Source organism: Methylobacterium sp. AMS5, assembly GCF_001542815.1.
Classification (GTDB): domain Bacteria; phylum Pseudomonadota; class Alphaproteobacteria; order Rhizobiales; family Beijerinckiaceae; genus Methylobacterium.
Map to the genome: position 1 here is coordinate 952315 of NZ_CP006992.1, position 18682 is coordinate 970996.

Sequence of the window (18682 nt, forward strand, 5' to 3'; positions counted from 1 at the left end):
GGTCGCGTTTGGCGTGGTTCGGCGTTGTGGCCTGCTCCCTGAAAAGTGGTCCTTTCTGAGGTATGGCTTTGAGCTGCGGTCATGGACGACCCTGGGGTCGTCCAGACCCTGCCGCTCCGCGGGGAAGCACTGGGTGCCGGTGCCGGTTCGCAGGCCCCATCCGACCCGCAACTGCCCGGCGGCGGCGACAACTTCTTCAGGACCACGAATCCGACTGCGGATGGCGCGTCCCGAGCATGTACACGCCGCTGTGCGCGTCGATGAGGCCCCAGCTTGGCAGACCGGCGCACAATTCCTGCAAGAGGCTGTTGTTGACGTACAGCGCGCCGGGCTCGAAAGCCTGATCGTCGAGCTCGGTCGAGGCCGGGCCGTTCCTCAGAACGCCGGCCTTGTGCAGCATCTGCAGCCCCCGGAAGATCGGTCCGCCGGGCGGCAGCATCGGCTTCGGCTCGACTTGAGAGGCCGCCAAGCCGGGTTGGGCGAAGAGGGCGACCATGAACATCGCCGTCGCGTTCCAGCTGCCGATGTAGCGCGGTCGATCCGGCCCCGTCAGGATCGGTGCGAACCAGCGCTGCTGGGCCGTCGCGAGGCGATCGAGGGTCGTCGGCAGCGCGTCCGGTAGCAGCACCCGCCCGAACAGGTTGTGCGCGCCGCGGAGCGACTGCTCGATCGGCGTGGGCCCGCGCTCCATGTGGAACGTCTTCGCGGCGGCGAGGTCGCCGTCGTTCCAGTGGCCGAGCACGCCCGCGACCGCCCCAGTGAAGTTGACGTCGAGACGGGCGAGATGTCCCCAGGACAAACCGATGGCGAAACACACGTGCCAGGGGTTGGCGCTTGGATAGGCCGCCAGATGGGCCTGCGCTTCCCGGTGCGCGAGCAAGTTGAGGCTTTTTCCGCTGGCGCGGAGCAATTCCAAGACCTTGCCGCGGGGTGCAGCGCCCCGCGCGCCGCCGCCCGCCTCGCACAGGCGCAGGAACTCGCGCTGGGTCTCGTTGACCGGTCGGGGGAACCCCTTCGTATCCATGACCGCCTCTTCCGATCACGCCGCTCCGGCCGGCGGTGCGGGCGGGGCCTGCCAGAGCTGCGCAGCGACCTTGAATAAAGACGTCCCGCGGGCCGTAATCGTGTCTTCATTCCAATCGGCGTGGTCGTGCAGCTCGCGGTTGAGAACGAGCGCCGATTGCGCCCGAATGGCCGGCATCTTCACGGAGAAAGCTCCGTTGGAGACAGAGGCGTTCAGCGCATGGGTGAGCAGCGTCAGATTACCCAGCGTGTGCACTTTGCCCTCTCGCGCAGCCTGTCGCGAGAGGTACTCGGCGCTCGGTGCGGCCTCGTCTTCGTGACCGAACCCAGAGATCGGCCAATGCGTCCGCCACTTCTGGGGCATGATGTGCTCGAGGGTGAGATCCGTCTTGATCTCGACGATCTCCGAGGCATTCGCCCGCTTGCGTTCCTCGAGCCGCTCGAACAGGTGACGCAGCCTGCCTTGCCGCGCCGGCTTGTACTGGGTGCGGGAGCGCCAGGCATCGCCGAACTCGGCATCATCAGGCCAGCGAACCGTATCGAGGGTCCCCGCGGCCAGACCGTCTCGCAAGGTGCCTAGCAGAGCTTGGCGTTCCACCGACCGCAGGCGCGAGATGAGGTCGGTGAAGACCTTGTTGTAGCCCGCCGTCGTCAGCCCGCAGATGTCACGGCGGACGATGAACGACTCGATGATGGCGAGTGCCGATCCCAGTTCGGCAGGGTCGTCGATCGTCGTGCCGAGGTAGAGGACCAGCGGTGTCGCCGTCGAGACGTCGAAGGCGCGCGAGAACCGGCCGAAGCGTCCGAGCACATCGTCCTTGTCGCCCCCGGACAGCCGGCGGAATACGGTCGCGCTCGCGGCGATCGCCCGCAGTTCCGCCTCGACGTCGCCACCGAATGGCTTCCCGTCGACGATCCAGCGCCGGTAGCTGTCGAACAGCGTCTCTACGGACACCAGTTCGGCCTTCATCATCGCCAGGTGATCGGACAGGAGCCAGTCCAGCCGCGGACGGGTCAGGCGGCCGCGGGTGTCACCCTCCCGCCAGAACCAGGCGTCGAGGGGCAGCCAGTACCCCCGGTACAGCTGATCGATGGCGAGATCGCCCGCGACCATTCCCAAGCCGGTCGCGCGCTGGAAGATGAAGTTGCGCATCAGGTCGCCGGCGGTGAGATCGACACCGCGGCTATTCAGGGTCTCGAAGATCGTCTGCGGGTCGTCGCCGCCCTCCAACTCGATCGAGACGACCGCCAAGCCCGTCTTCAGCGCCTCGAACAGCTTCTCCAGCTTGAATGGATCGTAGGCCCCATCCGGGCAGATGTGCGCTTCGATGCGCTGCGCGAAGTAGGCGTGCGCGGCCGTCGCCGGGCGGACGACCCCGTCGCCGTCGGCGTCGATCCCGTCGAGCCCGGGCACCACAGCGGTCGGATCAACGACCCGCGTGAACGCGCGGCGATCAGCGAGCGACGGCCAGAGCTTGAACCGCTCGATCGCAGGATCCTCCATCACGCCGTCGTTAATGAGGTGCTTGGCGCTCTCGGCCGCGTATTCCGGGGAGTAGTTGGCGGCGACGTCGCGGAGCGCGACCATCAGGAGCTGGAATGTCGTCAGCCTCTGTTGGCCGTCGATAACCTCGAACGCCTGAACCTGTTTGCCGAAGGTCTTCACCTGCGCGATCACGATCGCGCCCATGAAATGCGGTGCTACCGCCCCGCCGCCGACTTCCAGCCGGCCTGCCTCGCGAGCGATATCCTGCCACAAGAGCTCAAGCTGCGGCGTGACCTTCCAGGCGTACTGCCGTTGATAGAGCGGGATCAGATAGCGACGCTTACCGTCGAACAGGTCGATGATCGTCCGTGTGAACGGCTTCATGGAATCTCCCGTGCAGCCGCTATCGTTCTTTGCCGACTCGGTGATGGTTCGGTCTGCGGGTTGGGACGATAGACAGAAGCGACCCCGTCGGCCACGCCGTCCTCGAACTCGGTGAACGATACGATCCCGGTGTTGCACACGCGCAATTGCTTGATGGCGACCGGAGCATGAAACTTCAGGTCGCCATCAGACGCATGCGCCGTCCTCATGCGGTGGCACTCTGCTACGCCACATATAGGGCCAAATGCGAATGAATAACTTTGACAAAGATGTAGATAATATCTCACTTTGCTTCTCTGGTGGCGGGTTGAGAGCGACTTTCTTCCATCTTGGTACATTTCTGGCCTTGAAAGATGCGGGGTATACAAAGAATATCAATGAAATCTATAGCGTTTCTGGCGGAAGTATTGCTGCAGCGCACATCGTTTTAAATTGGGATAAATATAATGATACAAATCAAACGGAATTAGAGGCGACAAAAGAACTCATTGGAGCCGGATCTCTAGACATACGGGGAAGAGTTTTCCGACGTGAATTGATATTGCTTATGAGCCTTCCATTTTTCAATCAATTTTTGTCATTTTTCGGATTTCCCATTATATGGCCGAGGACCAAGATAGCAATCGATCAATATAAGAATTTATTTGAAAGGAAAAAACTAAATGATCTTTCTTCAGATGGGACGCCGAAGTTATATTTGTTGGCCACTAGCCTCACTAAAGGGAAAGTTGCGGCATTTGGCCGGGAAGGACTATCCATTGGAAGCGAAAAGTACGAGGGAGAAGAAATTCAAATTGCGCTAGCTGTTGCAGCTTCCAGTGCATTCCCGCCACTATTTCCTCCTATCACGCTTCCAGCAAAAATGTTTGGCGCGAGGCGAGATAGATTCCCAGTGGACGAAGAGCTTCTCAGCGACGGGGGTGTATACGACAATTTGGGATGTTACATCCCTATGAATCGAGGATCTTCGGATTGGATTGTATTAAGCGATGCAAGCGCGAGTATTGATAATATATACAACAAAAGCTTCAATTCCCTCGTATCAAGAGCTGTCAGGTCGACTAATATTGTTATGGAGCGACTGAGCGAGGAGACTCTGAAGGCGCTCCATGAGCGTGGAAAGTTCGCCCATGTTCGAATTGGGAATTTGAGGTTCGCGTAAAGCTCACCTCCCGAAAGTTCGATTTACCTGGCCCCAGAGACCCATGCCGCGACTGCCGCCATCAGAACAGACCTTGATATCTTCAGTGCTAGCGAGATTAAGGCTCTGGCGATAAATGGATATATACAATGCGCCAATGTACTGGGTATGCAAGTAGACCAAAATAAAATTGCAAGGCTTAACTTTATAACTAACGAGAAGGTGGAGCGGGCCGATCTAGATATCTCAAGCGAAAGAAGATTGTTCTACGGCAATTGGAGGGATTGGACATCTTATGTGATTACTGTTATATTTGCCACGCAGATCACGTCCGTAATTTTTGTCGCCATAATGATATTAGATAGTTATTTTCGATTCATGCCGTGGTGGCGGTAACTTCAAGGTATCTTCGTAAGCTGCTATGCGAGATCGAGTCTGAGCTGGGGGATGCAGTCCAAGATTCGAATGCGCGCGTGGGGCTTAGCATATGGAGAACTCGCGACAGTTTTTCCACAAAATAGTGCGACCGCGCTCGACATAGTATTGTCCTTAGTAGTTGGTCCGCCCTCGTGTGCACGGGCCTGATCAGACAAGAAGACTGCCACCCACCAAAAAGACACGAGCAGGCGATCGTGTCAGTCACGGAAAAGCTCAATGGTGTCGATCATTCGCATTTCAGGCAACGGTGCGTGGGGAACTGGCTTGCCCCCTGAAAAGTGGTCCTCCCTGAGGTATGGCTTCGCGCCATGTGGAGGATATTATGATGCGTCGGAAGAAGCATACGGCTGAAGAGATCGTCGCCAAGCTGCGTCAAGTCGAGGTTTTGGTCTCGCAAGGCCGCAAGGTCTCTGAAGCAATCCGGTCCATCGCGGTGACCGAGGTCACGTACGGGATGAACTCCTCAGCGGCGAGGTGTTCTACACCCTCAAGGAAGCCAGCGTCGTGATCGAGCAATGGCGGACGCACTACAACAGCATCCGGCCGCACTCATCCCTCGGCTACTGCCCGCCTGCGCCGGAGGTCGTCATGTGGCCAACGGAACCGAGCGGCTCAGTGCCGTCCGCTCGGCCTGCCATCGTACCGCGACCGACAATGCACTAACTTTAATCCTGGGCCACCCGATGGGGGCAGGCCAAACGGCACGGCCGGGGCCGGGGAATTCAACATCCAGACCGACAAGGGCCTGTCCTCCATGCAGGACACGCTCAAGACGGCGCTGGCCAGCCTGAAGAGGCTTCAGTCGACCCTGGGCTCGAACCTCTCGGTCGTCCAGACCCGACAGGACTTCACCAAACAGCTCAACACCATCCTCGACACCGGGGCGGCCAACCTGGTGAACGCCGACATGAACGAGGAGGCGGCCAACTCGCAGGCCCTGGCCACGCGTCAGTCACTGGGTGTCTCGGCGCTATCGCTGGCCAACACCGCACAGCAGGGCATCCTCCAGCTTCTGCGCTGACGCGGCAGCGGCAGCGGCGCGCGGCGGTCCCAAGGCCACCGCGCGCCGATCGGCTGTCCAGTGATCGTGCGGAGCTGATTGCTCGACCTTTTCGGGCTGCGCCGGGACGGTTCGGTTGGAAATCACACTTTCACAGGGCCTGCAACGGATCGCGAGCGGCTCCTGGCGGCGAATACCAAACGGACCGGTGCAGACAGACGCCATTCGGGCTTGGTCTCCACCTTGCTGCATCCCCACAGGCGCGCGGTCATCCGAGGGCCAGCATTTTCTGAATTGTGGCCGATTCAACCTTGAATGGCTCATGCCAACTCGGCAAACCGTGCGTAACAAAGGTACGGGGTGCGACAATGGCCCGGGGCGGAACGCGCGGTTTTCTGTTGGTCGCAGTGGTCACCGCATCAATCGTGCCGGCCATCGCCCAGGTCACGCCGCTCGACATCTTCGGGGGGCTTCTCGGTGCCGCACAGGCGCAGGCCGCCCGTGATGCCTGGGCTCGGCTCTCCAATACGGACCGGTTCTGCCTCGATCGCGCACTCGCGCGCCGGAACGCCGACATCGCCGGCATGATCCAGCGTGGCATCGGACCGGATGACGGGCGTCTCGGCACCTTCTTCTCCGAGTGCCGACGCTTCACCGAGCCGAACCTGCGGCGCGGCTTCAGTTGCACCACGTCCGATGAGAACGGCTGGTCGGTCTCGACCACCTGCAACCAGTCCTTCGCCTACCGCGACGGCAGCAACCGCGTCCTGGCCGTCGAGCCGCGCGAGGCAATCGAGCTGCATTTCTCTGGCACCCTGTACGGTCCCGGCATGTGGTGTGACGGATCGACTCTGAAGCGTTCGGGCTCTTTGGTCCAGGCTTGGCAGATGCGTTCGTAGGGTGTCAGGCCGCGTAGCGTCTTGAGGCGGCGGGCGTGGTTGTAGGCATCCACGAAGAGCTGGAGGTGATCTCTGAGCTGATCGTGGCTGTCGTAATGGTAGCGCTTGACCGTCGCATCCTTGATCGTGCGGTTCATCCGTTCGACCTGGCCGTTATCCGGCATGATGACCCTCGGTGCCCTCGCGTTCCGCTGATCTTCGGATCGGCGCTATGGTGAGCCCATCCGGGACACGGGGCACCGGGAGCACGTGCGTGCGGGCAGGCCGACCCTTAGACGATGGGCTGCGAGCCCGAGCCGTTATCTGGCCGCCCCTGCGGCTCGCCCGGATGCGCTGCGAGCGCGGATCCGTAGTTGCCGTGTTGCCCGCCAGCTCCCGCAATCGAGACGAGGAGACAGGCTCATGCGGGTTGTGGGATTGGACATCCACCGCGTTTTCGCCGAGGCGGTAATGCTGGAGAACGGCGCGGCCCGGCGTCTTGGTCGGATCGGCATGACGCGCGATCACCTGACGGCGTTCGCCAAGACGCTGACGCACGACGACCATGTCGTCGTGGAGGCGACCGGCAACGCCAGCGCGGTCGCGGAGGTGATCCGGCCGCATGTCGGTCGGGTGGTGATCGCCAACCCGCGCCAGGTGCGGCTGATCGCCGAGGCGCGGATCAAGACCGACGTCATCGACGCGACCGTGCTGGCGCGGCTCTATGCCAGTGGCTTTCTGCCAGAGGTCTGGATCCCGGACGAGGCAACGCTTGCGCTCCGGCGCCAGGTCACACGCCGCACCCAGATCGTCCGGCAGCGGACGCGGCTGAAGACGATGGTGCAGTCGATCCTGCATGCGCATCTAGTGCCGCCCTGTCCCCACGCCGATCTGTTCGGGCCGCGGGGACGGACCTGGCTGCTGGCACAGCCGCTGCCCGGCGACGAGAGCGATGCCGTCGCCCGGCACCTGCGTGAGTACGACCGGCTGAGCGAGGACGTGAAGGTCGTCGAGCGTGAACTGGCGCGCGAGGCGCGCGCCGACGCGAACGTCACGCGGCTGATGACGATCCCAGGCATCGACCTGGTGGTCGCAGTCGGGCTGATCGCCGCCATCGGACCCGTGGCGCGGTTCGCCGGCCCGGATCGGCTCGTGGCCTATCTTGGGCTGAACCCGAGCGTGCATCAGTCCGGATCCGGCAAGCCACGGCATGGACGCATCACCAAGCAGGGGCGCAGCCACGCCCGCACGATGTTGGTCGAGGCGGCCTGGCAGGCCGTGCGGGGGCCCGGTCCACTGCGCGCCTTCTTCCAGCGCGTGTCGGCGCGGCGTGGGCCTCACGTCGCGGCCGTGGCGGTCTCACGCAAGCTGGCGGTGATCATCTGGCACCTGCTCACGCGGGGCGAGGACTACGCTTGGGTGCGTCCGGCGCTCCACGCCAAGAAGCTGCGGGAACTGGAGCTGCGCTCGGGCGAGCCGGCACGGCGTGGTCAGCGCGGAACGGCCTACGCCTACAACCTGACCCGCGTCCGACAGGAGGAGCGGCGGCGTGTCGAGCAGGCGGAGGTCGCCTACCGACACCTGACCGAGGGCTGGAGCCGGCGTGGGCGACGCGTACCCACGGGCGCCGCAAAGGAGGAGCGACTCTGAAGACGGCGCGGCCAGGCTTGCACCTCGAACCCGGCTCTTCGTCACACGGTCGCCCGTGGGCGGCAACAAAATAGTACGGATCGCAACAAAGGGACTGTTCAACCTCATCCGTGGTCCAGGGATGGTTCACCTTGGTTAGCCGGTGCTCGATGTCGTTCTCTGCGCAGACGCGGCCGAAGATGTGCGCGAAGGCATAGGTATCCTTCTTGCGGTTGGTGAACTGAATGCCGTTATCCGTCAGGACGATGTGGATGCGGTAGGGCACCGCCATGATCAGATCACGCAGGAACTGCGCCGCCTCCATCTTGCCAGCACTCTCGACAAGATGGACGAAGGCGAACTTGCTGGTACGGTCGATCGCCACGAACAGGTACAGCTTGCCCTCTTCGGTGCTGACCTGTGCGATATCGATATGGAAGTAGCCGATCGGATATTGCTTGAAGCGCTTCTTCTCGGGCTTGTCGCCTTCGACTTCCGGCAGGCGGCTGATGCCGTGCCGCTGCAGGCACCGGTGCAGGCTGGAGCGGGTCAGATGGGGGATCGTGGGCTGCAAACCGTAGAGGCAGTCGTCCAGCGGCAGCAGGGTATGCCGCCGGAAAGCGACGACGATCGCCTCCTCCTCCGGTGTCAGAACGGTCGAGCGCGGCTCCTTCGGACCCATGGCCGCGTCGGCCGTCGTCTCCCGATCACGCCACTTCTGGATCGTCGTCGGGCTGACGCCGTAGCGTTTAGCCGCCGCTCTCACGCTTTCTTGACGGAGCTGTATCGCGCGACGGACTGCCTCCGTCGTGCGGGCGCTGCCGTGAAGAATTTGGCCCATAGCGCATCCCTCGCCGCGTGATGCTCAATCGTACCACCACACCGAGGGATCAAACACCTAGGGTCCGTCGATGAGGAGACGGACGATGAAGAAGAGCCGGTTCAGCGAAGAGCAGATCATCGGCATCCTGAAGGAGCAGCAGGCTGGGCTGCTGGTCGCCGAGATCTGCCGCCGCCACGGGATCAGCGACGCGACGTTCGACACGTGGCGCTCGCGTTTCGGCGGCATGGAGGTCTCTGACGCGCGTCGCCTCAAGGCGCTCGACGAGGAGAACCGCAAGCGTAAGAAGCTCTTGGCCGAGGCGATGCTCGACGTGGCGACGCTGCGTGAGGCGCTGGGAAAAAACTTCTGACGCCCGGCGCACGGAGAACGGCCGTGAGCTGGGCCATCGAGGAGAAGGGCACTTCGCAGCGTCGCGCCTGCGGGCTGATCGGCCTGGAGCCGAAGACGTACGTACCGCTACGCCTCGACCCGCGGTGACGATGCAGCCGTGCGGGCACGCCTGCGCAGCCTGGCCCGGCGAGCGCCGCCGGTTTGGCGACCGGCGCCTGCTCATCCTGCTGCGGCGTGAGGGCCTCGCTCTCAACCACAAGAAGCTCTTTCCGCCTCTATCGGGAAGAGCGGCTGTCGGTGCGCAAGCGCGGTGGGCGCAAACGAGCCCTTGGCACGCGGGCACCGGCCGCCGTGCCGCAGGAGCCGAACCAGCGCTGGAGCCTGGACTTCGTCTCCGACACGCTCGACGACGGGCGCCGCTTCCGCATCCTCGTCGTGGTCGACGACTGCACGCGGGAGTGTCTCGCGCTGGTGGTCGACACGTCGCTGTCTGGACAGCGGGTCGCGCGCGAACTCGACCGGATCATCAAGGACCGGGGCAAGCCGCTGATGATCGTCTCGGACAACGTCCTACGTAGCGAGGAAGGCCGGTAGGCTGGACAACAGGTCTCTGTCCGCGAACATGCGCCCGCGGTGTGTTTGTCGTCGACGTCGATCCAGAGGCGGCTCCTGCCGATCCGGAAGAACTCTCGGCCATAGCGAACACAGGATCCAGCCGATGCACGCGGCACCGTGGTCCTCACCGTCCTCAACACGAGATGCCAATCCAGGCAGGAGACCCGAGCCTTGTCTACAGGGTCGCGGTTCTCACGCCCTCACGGCTCTGCTGAGAGGGGTTCTCCCACCTGGCACCGGCCCCTCGACGAAGGGCCGGTAGTCGTCACCGGTCTTGATGACGGCGTGCACCACGCGCGCCATCTTGGCGGTGATCGCGGTCAGCGCCTTGCGCCGCAGGTCGGCATTGTGCCGGTCGCGGGCGATGTAGCGCTCGAACTTGTCGCGGAAGCCGTTCTCCCGCTGCCGGATGGCGACCTGTCCCGCCAGCCACAGGGTCCGGCGCAGGCGGGCGTTGCCGTACTTCGACAGCTTGGTCTGGCCGCGGAAGGTGCCGGATTGCTGCGTGGTCAGATCGAGGCCACAGAACTTCAGGAACTGGCGGTGATGGCTGAAGCGGCGTAGATCGCCGGCCTCGGCCAGGATGGTCAGGGCGTTGATCGGGCCGATGCCGGGGATGCGGCGCAGGAGCTTGTAGTCAGCGCTGTCCGTCAGGAGGGCGTCGGCCGTGGCCTCGATGGCGTCGCGCTGCTGGATCAGCCCGCGCACCGCGCCGATGACGAGCCGGAACATGCTCACCGCCGGAGCATCGGGCGGCACCGGCAGGCCGATCGAACTGCGAGCCGTCTCGTAGATGTCGCCGAGCAGTTGCGCCTTGGCCCCCTTGCGCCCGACGACATCCCAGGCGGCGGCGATGAAGGCCTCCTTGCTCAGCGTGGTGATGCTGGCGGGCGTGGGGAAGCGATCGAGGAAGGCGAAGAACCAGTCCGAGCGGCTGTTATGGCGGAAGCGGTCGACCTCCGGGAAGTACAGCGGCAGGTAGTGGGTCAGGATTCGATGCAGCACCTCGGTCTTGGCCCGCGAGACGGCGTCGTGCGTCTTGGACAGTTCCTGCACGTCGTTGATGCCGGCGGCGAGCGGGTCGTGGTCCACCTGCGAGGCGCCGATGCGGATCATGTGCAGCATGACCTGGCGTCCTTCGGGTCGTTCTTGTCCCAGCCGTTGTGCAGAGCCTCGCGTGTGCGAGCGAGGGCCACAGACGAGATCAGGCGTACGGCAAAGCCTGCTTGAAGCAGGCGCCAGGCGATCGGGCGGTGATAGTTGCCGGTGGCCTCGAACCCGCAGGTCACCGGTTGACCGAGGTCCGACAGCTGGGCGATCAGACGGTCGTGCTCGGCGCGGGTGTTGAGGACGCTCAGCCGGCGTCGGCGGGCGAGGCCGGGCACCTCGATGAGGACCTCGTTGCGAGCCTTGGCGACGTCGATGGCTACGAGAACGCCGGCCGGCGGCGTGAGCTGCGGTCTGGTCATGGTCGATCCGTCTCCGGAATGAGGCTTCGAACACCGTCACTCTCGAGACCTGTCGATCGGCCATGACCGCCCAGGGCGGCGCGCTGCGCTCAGCATGGCTTCGCGCGCCGCCCCAGAACCGTCGAGCCATCTTCCTGATGTGCTACGGCACCGAACTGACCTCGCACGCCATCCTGCGCTGGCAGGAGGAGCGTGCGGTCGAGTGGCACTACATCGCCCCCGGCAAGCCGCAGCAGAACGGTTTTGTCGAGAGCCTGAACGGGCGCTTGCGCGACGAGTGCCTGAACGAGCATCTGTTCCGAAGCCTCCCGGCGGCCCAGACCATCATCGAGGCGTGGCGGGTCGACTACAACACCTGCCGCCCCCACACGAGCCTCGGCGGGCTCACCCCGAACGCGTTTGCAACCCGGTCCCGACAGGACCAGAACCAGAACGGACTCTGGTTATGAACGGGGGCAAACGGGGGGCAAGGCCACGCACTACGAGGCGCAGCCCAGCATCGACTAGCGCCCAAACCGCGAGCGGCTGACGGAGCAGGTGAGCGTCGAACTCAAAAAAGTTGCGAAGGGTCGTGCGAATTTTTCTTTGTCGTCCCACAGGGATTTCGAAAGCTTAGCAGAGCGGAGGCTCATCATGCGCCAGTGCAATTTGGATTCAGGCGCGTTGCCCGACTTATCGGGCCAAACGCCCTGAATACCGAATTTATTCCGCGACGCGACCAGGCCAGATCCGGTTTCCGGAAAATGAGAACCATTGCCGCACACATAGATTATATGGTATTTATCTGGTAATATTGTTATGTTTCGATTGTATTGAACAAAATTATAGATTTTTATAATGCCCATGAGAGCGAAGCAACCAAGTAACATCGTGAAATCTAGTAGGAGACCTCGACATGTCCTCCGGACCCAGCCCATCACTGACATATAGAACCTTCGTCGAGCTCAACTCCACCGACGCTTCGACAAGCAGTTTCAGGATCGGCAACGTCGAACCGCAAAGAGTTGACGCTCCGGACGCTCCCACTTTCGTCGTCACCGATAGTGATAACAGTGGTATTCTGGGCGATACGCCCGGCGAGTTGGCGCGCATCACAACGACGCCGGCAAATTATTTCACCACACAACAAAATTATTCTTATTGGGGGAAATCTCAGGACAATGGGACCATTGTTCGGTTCCCATCCACCAGAACTCCGGATGGATTCACTTATTTTCTGCTGACGAACAGTGAACCATCTTCCTTCAGGGCATTTGATATTGTCCCAAGTTCCAATTTCTCGCAGGCGCCCCTCGTTCTCTGCTTCGCGTCGGGCACGCGGATCCTGACGAGCCGCGGCGAAGTGGCGGTCGAGCATCTGCAGATCGGCGACACCGCCGTCACCGCCTCCGGCCGCCATCGCCCGATCACCTGGATCGGCCAGCGCGACCTCGGCAGCGCCGAGAGGCCGATGCCCCGCGATCAGGCCCCCGTCCGGGTGCGCGCCGGTGCGTTCGGGCACGCCCGGCCTGTCCGCGACCTTCTTCTCTCCCCAGGGCACCCCGTCCTGGTCGGAGCCGATGCCGACAACACCGGCGGCGTGCTCGTGCCGGTGATGTGCCTGATCAACGGTACCTCCATCGCCCGCACCGAGCAGGCCAGCGTCACCTACTGGCACGTCGAACTCGACGCCCACGACATCCTGCTCGCCGAGGGCCTGCCGGCGGAAAGCTTCCTCGATTTCGGATGCCGTCCGTTCTTCGAAGGCGCCTCCGACTTCGCCCTGCACAACCCGGATTTCGTGCCTCCGGGCCTCTCGGGCCGCTGTCGCCCCGTGGCCGTCGACGGCGCGCTCGTCGAGGCCGAGCGCGCTCGCATCGACGGTCTCTTCCTCGAGACGCTGACCGGCCATTGCGCGTGGACCGAAGCCGATGGCGTCGTCTCGGAGACTTTCCCGATCGCATGGCAATCGGGCATGGTTCCGAGCCGCTGTTTTGACGCTCTCTCGCTCGCTGCACCGGTTTACACTTCGGCTCGGAGTGCTCTCGCGGCTGCTTAGAGTGCATTCTGACGATGTAAAAATAGACTCGTCAAGAAATCCGCCTCGAAACAGGGCCCGAGAGACACCGGCCTGATGTAATCAGATCCGATACAGCTCTCGGCCCTCCTACAAAATGCCCTCTGCGCTGCCGCCGGCAAAGAAAGGTCGACAGCCGTAAGTGTGTGACACACTCGGAATCGCGACCGATCCTATCGCATGTCTTGGCACGATCCCTTTTGCAGAAGCGGATGGCGATCAGGAGCGGCGGGATCCTCAAAGCCTGTCCATTTCATGGCCCTGCCGCGACTCCCATTCTGCGCCAGATTCGCAACAAATTGGACATGTGGAAGTATTTTCACTGACATAAAAAGGGACGGATCATGGCATCGACATCTGCGCCATCTCAATCTTTCACGCGCGTTTACTCGCTGAGCAATCCAGCCGGCAATCTGGGGTTTGATCGGATCAGCCCACAAAGCACCAGCGGAGGAACCGTCGGCACCTTCACTTTGACCGATTTGCCGGCGGCAAGCGGCGCTGACGACCTCGCCGTGCTCGGCGACAGTCCGAACGATAACATGCAGGCCGTACATAACTTCAACGGCAGAATAACGACGCTCACCAACAGAGAGTACGTTGGGCAACTTGCGAATAACGGCGGTGTCGTTACAAGGTCCTTTTCGACGCCATTAGGTGGATATGCTTACGTCCTGTATTCGGACCAGTCTTTCGAGCCCGGTACGCCGGTCACGATTTCGTCCGCGCCTTTCGCTCTCTGCTTCGCGTCGGGCACGCGGATCCTGACGAGCCGCGGCGAAGTGGCGGTCGAGCATCTGCAGGTCGGCGACACCGCCGTCACCGCCTCCGGCCGCCATCGCCCGATCACCTGGATCGGCCAGCGCGACCTCGGCAGCGCCGAGAGGCCGATGCCCCGCGATCAGGCCCCCGTCCGGGTGCGCGCCGATGCGTTCGGGCACGCCCGGCCCGCCCGCGACCTTCTTCTCTCCCCAGGGCACCCCGTCCTGGTCGGAGCCGATGCCGACAACACCGGCGGCGTGCTCGTGCCGGTGATGTGCCTGATCAACGGTACCTCCATCGCCCGCACCGAGCAGGCCAGCGTCACCTACTGGCACGTCGAACTCGACGCCCACGACATCCTGCTCGCCGAGGGCCTGCCGGCGGAAAGCTTCCTCGATTTCGGCTGCCGTCCGTTCTTCGAAGGCGCCTCCGACTTCGCCCTGCACAACCCGGACTTCGTGCCGCCGGGTCTGTCGGGCCGCTGCCGGCCGGTCGCCGTCGACGGCCCGCTCGTCGAGGCCGAGCGCGCTCGCATCGACGGCCTCTTCCTCGAGACGCTGACCGGCGATTGCGCATGGACCGATGGATTGGATGACTTCCGCGCCGCCTGAGGTTTGAGGCGTTCACGGCTTGCTGTTCCCGCGGCCGGCCGTTGAATGCCCCCCGTTACGCCACGTGCCCGAGCGCCTCGTCCTGGATGCAGGACGAGGCGCTCTTTTTTAGCCGCCTTTCTTCGAAGGTCGGCGACCGCCGTCCTGGGATGGTGCGAAGGCTCGCCGCACCGTCGCGGCTGCCCTGCAGCGCCGGACTGGACTCGCATCGGATCCGTCAAACGCCGAAGCGCGGTCGCAAATCTTACCCACAAACTGAAAAACCGAGCCGATGGCCGTGTCAGTTTGCCGGCCTCGTTGCACAGACCCTTCGAAACCCGACGGTCACCGCAACGAAGGTGAAAGCGCGATGACAGTACTGAAGGACTTGCAACAGTCTGTTTCAACGCCCGGTCTTGGGCGGTTCCTCACCCGGACACTGGTGAAGGCCCTCTTTCTCGGCGCGCTGGCCCTGTCCACGCCGGCCGCGGCGCAGGATCCACAGCCAGCGCCTCCCGCAGCAGCCCCTTTGGCGCCTACCGCAGAGGCCGCCCCGGCTGCGACGCCAGCAGAGGCCGCCCCGGCTGCGACGTCAGCAGAGATCCCGGCCGCACCCCGGAAGCCCGAGGCCGCCCACGACCTTTCGCCGATGGGGATGTTCCTCGCAGCCGATCCGGTCGTGCAGGCCGTGATGCTGATCCTGGTCGCCGCCTCGGTGGTCACCTGGACCATCCTGCTCGTGAAGGTCCTGAGCCTCGTCTTCGCCAAGCGGGGGATGAGGGCCAGCCTCAAGGAGATCCGGGCGTCCGCCACCCTCGCGGAGGCCGGTCAGCGTGTTCGCCGCGGCGTCGGCGCCCTTCTTCTGGTCGAGGCCGAGGAAGAGTTGACTCTTTCGCGGGGCCTGCCGAGCGAGGGCGTCAAGGAGCGGGCAGCGATCGCTCTAAGCCGGATCGAGACCATGGTCGGAAAGCGCATGGCGTCCGGAACCGGCATCCTGGCCACCGTCGGCTCGATCGGCCCCTTCGTCGGCCTGTTCGGCACCGTCTGGGGCATCATGGGCAGCTTCATCGGCATCGCCAACTCGAACACCACCAACCTCGCGGTCGTGGCGCCGGGCATCGCCGAGGCGCTGCTCGCCACCGGCATCGGCCTTGTCGCCGCCATCCCCGCCGTCGTCATCTACAATGCGCTGACCCGCTCCATCACCGGCTACCGCGCCATGACCGGCGACGCCGTCGCGCTGATCATGCGCCACCTCTCGCGTGACCTCGACCGCCGCGAGCTCAATACCTACGGCGGCAAACCCGGCATCCGCGTCGCGGCGGAGTAAGGGCATGGCCGTCAATCTCGGATCCAACGACGGCGGGGATCTCGCCGAGAACGCCGACATCAACATCACGCCGTTCATCGACGTGATCCTGGTGCTGCTCATCATCTTCATGGTGGCAGCGCCGCTCTCGACGGTCGACGTGCCGGTCGAGCTGCCGGTCTCCGCGGCGCCGCAGCAGCCGCGCCCCGACAAGCCGATCTTCGTCAGCGTCAAGGCCGATCTCGGCGTCGCGCTGGGCGAGGACGCGGTGGCCCGGCCGGCTCTGGGGGCAGCCCTTGATGCCGCGACCAAGGGCAACAAGGATGAGCGCATCTTCCTGCGCGCGGACAAGGGCGTGCCCTACGGCGAGTTGATGGGGGTGATGAACCTTCTGCGCGCGGCCGGCTACCTCAAGGTCGGCCTCGTCGGTCTCGAAGACGTTTCGAGCGGAACGCAGCCATGATTCATCCGCCGCCCGAAGCCTTCGTGCGGGCCGCCGAGCGGGGCCGCACGCATCAGGAGAGCCGCGAATCCTCGTCGGCGGTCCAGATCCTGGGCTGGGCGGCGGCGGGCCTGCTGACGCTCGGTGTTCATATCGGCCTCTACCTCCTCCTGACCCGTCAAGCCGAGACGCCGGCCGCCCCCCTCGAAATGCCGGCGGCGGTGATGATCGACATGTCGCCGGAGCCGACCGTAGCGAAGTCCGAGGTCGACAACGCCGCGGAGGGGCCACCCGTCCCCGCCAGCGACGAGGCCGAGCCCGAACCGGTCGAGGAGGCGCCGCCGCCGGACGCGGAACCGGTGATCGAGGCCCCGCCCCCGGTGGTCAAGCCGCAGGCCGTGCTGCCGCCGACGCCGCCCAAGGCGGTGACGAAGCCCGCGCCGAAGCCTCCCGAGAAGAAGACGGAGAAGAAGCCGCTCGAGAAAAAGAAGCCCGAAAAGCCCGTCCTGAAGAAGGACCACCCGAGCACTGCCGCACGTAGCAGCGGCGGCCCCCGCTCGGATCAGGCAACGGCCGACCGTACGGCGGCCTCCGCCGCCGGCGCTTCGATCAGCCAAGCGTCGCGGGCGTCCTGGCAGAACGAAATGCGGATACGGATTGTGCGCGCCAAGCGGTTTCCCCCAGGGGCGGCGGGGGCGACCGGGGTGGCGGTGGTCAGCGTGAGCTTTGCGGGCAACGGCAGCGTGACCGGCGCACGTCTCATCGCCTCATCCGGCAATGCCGCCCTCGATGCCGAGGCCGTGGCGGTGATGTACCGGGCCGCGCCCTTCCCGCCGCCCCCCGGCGGCCAGCCGATGACGCTGACCGTCCCGATGAACTTCAACCGCCGCTGAGACGGTCAAGGCGTTCCGGTGCAAACGGGCACCGGGACGGGGCGATCGCAAGAAACCGAGACCGATGCTTCCGAATTCCTCCTCTTCGAGCGGGCATGCTGCCTCCGCCGTCCCCGCCTCGGCCTTCCGGCTCGACAACGGGATGCAGGTCGTCGTTATTCCGGATCGACGCAGCCCGATCGTCACGCACATGGTCTGGTACCGGAACGGATCGGCCGACGATCCGGCGGGCAAATCCGGCATCGCTCACTTCCTCGAACACCTGATGTTCAAGGGCACCGACGATCACCCGGCCGGAACGTTCAGCACCCTCCTGGCCTCCGTGGGTGGCGAGGAGAATGCCTTCACGGGCTGGGATTTCACGGCCTACTACCAGCGCGTACCCAAGGAGTATCTGTCCACTTGCATGGCCTACGAGGCGGACCGGATGCGCGGCCTCGTGCTCGACGAGGCGGTGGTGGCCGCCGAGCGCGCCGTCATTTTGGAAGAGCGCTCCATGGTCGCCGATGCCAATCCGCCGGGGCTCCTCGGCGAGGCCGTGGCGCTCACTGCGATCCCCTCCCACCCCGCCGGCCGGCCCATCATCGGCTGGCGCCATGAGATCGAGAGCCTGACCCGGGCGGACGCGCTCGCCTATTACCGGCGGTTCTACACACCCGAGAACGCCCTCCTCCTCGTCGCGGGCGATGCCGAGCCGCAGGCGGTGCTGGACCTCGCCGCCGGGATCTACGGCTCGATCAGTCCCTCCGGCGTCCCTCTGGCGCGCAGCCATCCTCAGGATCCGCCGATCCGCGCCCACCGGCAGGTCACGCTGGCCGACCCGACGGTGAGCGAGCCGCAATTGATGCGGCTCCACACCGTACCTTCCCCCGGCACGGCGGCGCCCGGCGAGGCCGAGGCTCTGGAACTGCTCGCCTTCCTGCTTGGCGGGGACGATACCTCGGTCCTGCATACCCGGCTCGCCGTGGAGCGATCCTGCGCGACCCGCATCCAGGCCTCCTATTGGAGCAGCCTCTTTGCGGGCCGCTCGCGCTTCTACATCAGCGGCCTCCCCGCACCCGGGACCACGCTCGATGAACTCGATCAGGCGGTCGATGCGGTTCTCGGCGGCCTGCGCGAAACCGGGTTCGAGGCGCAGGCGGTCGAGCGTGCCAAGACGCAGCTCGTCGCCAGTGCGCTCTATGCTCGCGACAATCAGGTCAGTCTCGCCAACTGGTACGGCATGGCCCTGTGCTGCGGGCTGCGTCTCGAGGAACTCGCGACGTGGCAGGATCGCATCGAGGCGGTCACGCCCGAGGCGCTGAGCGCGGCCCTGCTCCTTCTGGACCGGCAGGGCGGGGTCTCCGGCCATCTCGTCCGGTCCGAAGCGGCCTAAGGAGCGGAGGCGCCCGTC

Annotated in this window: 11 protein-coding genes and 7 pseudogenes; 12 read left to right on the forward strand and 6 right to left on the reverse strand. The window is 64.2% G+C overall.

Translation table 11 applies throughout. The annotated features are described in order from the left end of the window. Positions 1 to 196: 196 nt before the first annotated feature. Positions 197 to 1024 carry a hypothetical protein gene (locus Y590_RS04465; protein WP_060768809.1) on the reverse strand — a complete coding sequence of 276 codons (828 nt, stop codon included), beginning with the start codon at positions 1022 to 1024 and terminating at the stop codon, positions 197 to 199. Positions 1025 to 1039: 15 nt separating this feature from the next. Further along, positions 1040 to 2893 carry a DUF262 domain-containing protein gene (locus tag Y590_RS04470; RefSeq protein WP_060768810.1) on the reverse strand — a complete coding sequence of 618 codons (1854 nt, stop codon included), beginning with the start codon at positions 2891 to 2893 and terminating at the stop codon, positions 1040 to 1042. Between the two features lie 250 nt (positions 2894 to 3143). Between Y590_RS04470 and Y590_RS25390 the strand changes: the two genes are divergently transcribed. The 3 genes and pseudogenes from Y590_RS25390 to Y590_RS04475 form a co-directional block, all read left to right on the forward strand. Beyond that, on the forward strand, positions 3144 to 4055 hold the full coding sequence (locus Y590_RS25390; protein WP_158509727.1) for a patatin-like phospholipase family protein: 912 nt from the start codon (positions 3144 to 3146) through the stop codon (positions 4053 to 4055). A gap of 864 nt (positions 4056 to 4919) precedes the next feature. Continuing rightward, positions 4920 to 5135, forward strand: a pseudogene (locus Y590_RS25400) (integrase core domain-containing protein); the annotation flags it as partial. A 25-nt stretch (positions 5136 to 5160) separates the two neighbouring features. Then, positions 5161 to 5493: pseudogene (locus Y590_RS04475) on the forward strand (flagellin); the annotation flags it as partial. Positions 5494 to 5891: 398 nt separating this feature from the next. Here Y590_RS04475 and Y590_RS27195 read toward each other — a convergent pair. Together Y590_RS27195 and Y590_RS25405 are read right to left on the reverse strand one after the other, a co-directional pair. Then, positions 5892 to 6275 carry a hypothetical protein gene (locus tag Y590_RS27195; RefSeq protein WP_144439924.1) on the reverse strand — a complete coding sequence of 128 codons (384 nt, stop codon included), beginning with the start codon at positions 6273 to 6275 and terminating at the stop codon, positions 5892 to 5894. Next, positions 6215 to 6526, reverse strand: a pseudogene (locus Y590_RS25405) (integrase core domain-containing protein); the annotation flags it as partial. The gene Y590_RS27195 and the pseudogene Y590_RS25405, both read right to left, overlap by 61 nt. 247 nt (positions 6527 to 6773) lie before the next feature. On the opposite strand from Y590_RS25405, the gene Y590_RS04485 reads away from it, so the two are divergent. Next, the gene (locus tag Y590_RS04485) at positions 6774 to 8000 is read left to right on the forward strand and encodes an IS110-like element ISMch4 family transposase (protein WP_060768813.1); all 1227 of its coding nucleotides are present in this window, start codon (positions 6774 to 6776) and stop codon (positions 7998 to 8000) included. A 94-nt stretch (positions 8001 to 8094) separates the two neighbouring features. Here Y590_RS04485 and Y590_RS25410 read toward each other — a convergent pair. Beyond that, positions 8095 to 8820: pseudogene (locus Y590_RS25410) on the reverse strand (DDE-type integrase/transposase/recombinase); the annotation flags it as partial. 85 nt (positions 8821 to 8905) lie between these two features. Between Y590_RS25410 and Y590_RS25415 the strand changes: the two are divergent. Further along, positions 8906 to 9720 (forward strand): annotated as a pseudogene (locus Y590_RS25415) (IS3 family transposase); the annotation flags it as partial. Positions 9721 to 9960: 240 nt separating this feature from the next. On the opposite strand, the pseudogene Y590_RS04505 reads toward Y590_RS25415, so the two are convergent. After that, positions 9961 to 11237 (reverse strand): annotated as a pseudogene (locus Y590_RS04505) (IS110 family RNA-guided transposase). A gap of 146 nt (positions 11238 to 11383) precedes the next feature. Between Y590_RS04505 and Y590_RS04510 the strand changes: the two are divergent. The 7 genes and pseudogenes from Y590_RS04510 to Y590_RS04540 form a co-directional block, all read left to right on the forward strand. Next, positions 11384 to 11686 (forward strand): annotated as a pseudogene (locus Y590_RS04510) (integrase core domain-containing protein); the annotation flags it as partial. A gap of 446 nt (positions 11687 to 12132) precedes the next feature. Next, positions 12133 to 13275: a Hint domain-containing protein gene (locus Y590_RS04515; protein WP_201026767.1), complete on the forward strand. Its 1143-nt coding sequence runs from the start codon at positions 12133 to 12135 to the stop codon at positions 13273 to 13275. Between the two features lie 362 nt (positions 13276 to 13637). Further along, positions 13638 to 14666: a Hint domain-containing protein gene (locus Y590_RS04520; protein ID WP_083530748.1), complete on the forward strand. Its 1029-nt coding sequence runs from the start codon at positions 13638 to 13640 to the stop codon at positions 14664 to 14666. Between the two features lie 634 nt (positions 14667 to 15300). After that, the gene (exbB, locus tag Y590_RS04525) at positions 15301 to 15975 is read left to right on the forward strand and encodes a tonB-system energizer ExbB (protein ID WP_245517666.1); all 675 of its coding nucleotides are present in this window, start codon (positions 15301 to 15303) and stop codon (positions 15973 to 15975) included. A gap of 4 nt (positions 15976 to 15979) precedes the next feature. After that, on the forward strand, positions 15980 to 16417 hold the full coding sequence (exbD, locus tag Y590_RS04530; RefSeq protein ID WP_060768816.1) for a TonB system transport protein ExbD: 438 nt from the start codon (positions 15980 to 15982) through the stop codon (positions 16415 to 16417). Further along, entirely contained in the window at positions 16414 to 17289 is an 876-nt protein-coding gene (locus Y590_RS04535) for an energy transducer TonB family protein (RefSeq protein ID WP_060768817.1), read from the forward strand. The genes exbD and Y590_RS04535 overlap by 4 nt, the downstream gene beginning before the upstream one ends. 64 nt (positions 17290 to 17353) lie before the next feature. Next, positions 17354 to 18664, forward strand: a complete 1311-nt coding sequence (locus Y590_RS04540; protein WP_060768818.1) for a M16 family metallopeptidase — start codon at positions 17354 to 17356, stop codon at positions 18662 to 18664. The last annotated feature ends 18 nt before the right edge of the window (positions 18665 to 18682 follow it).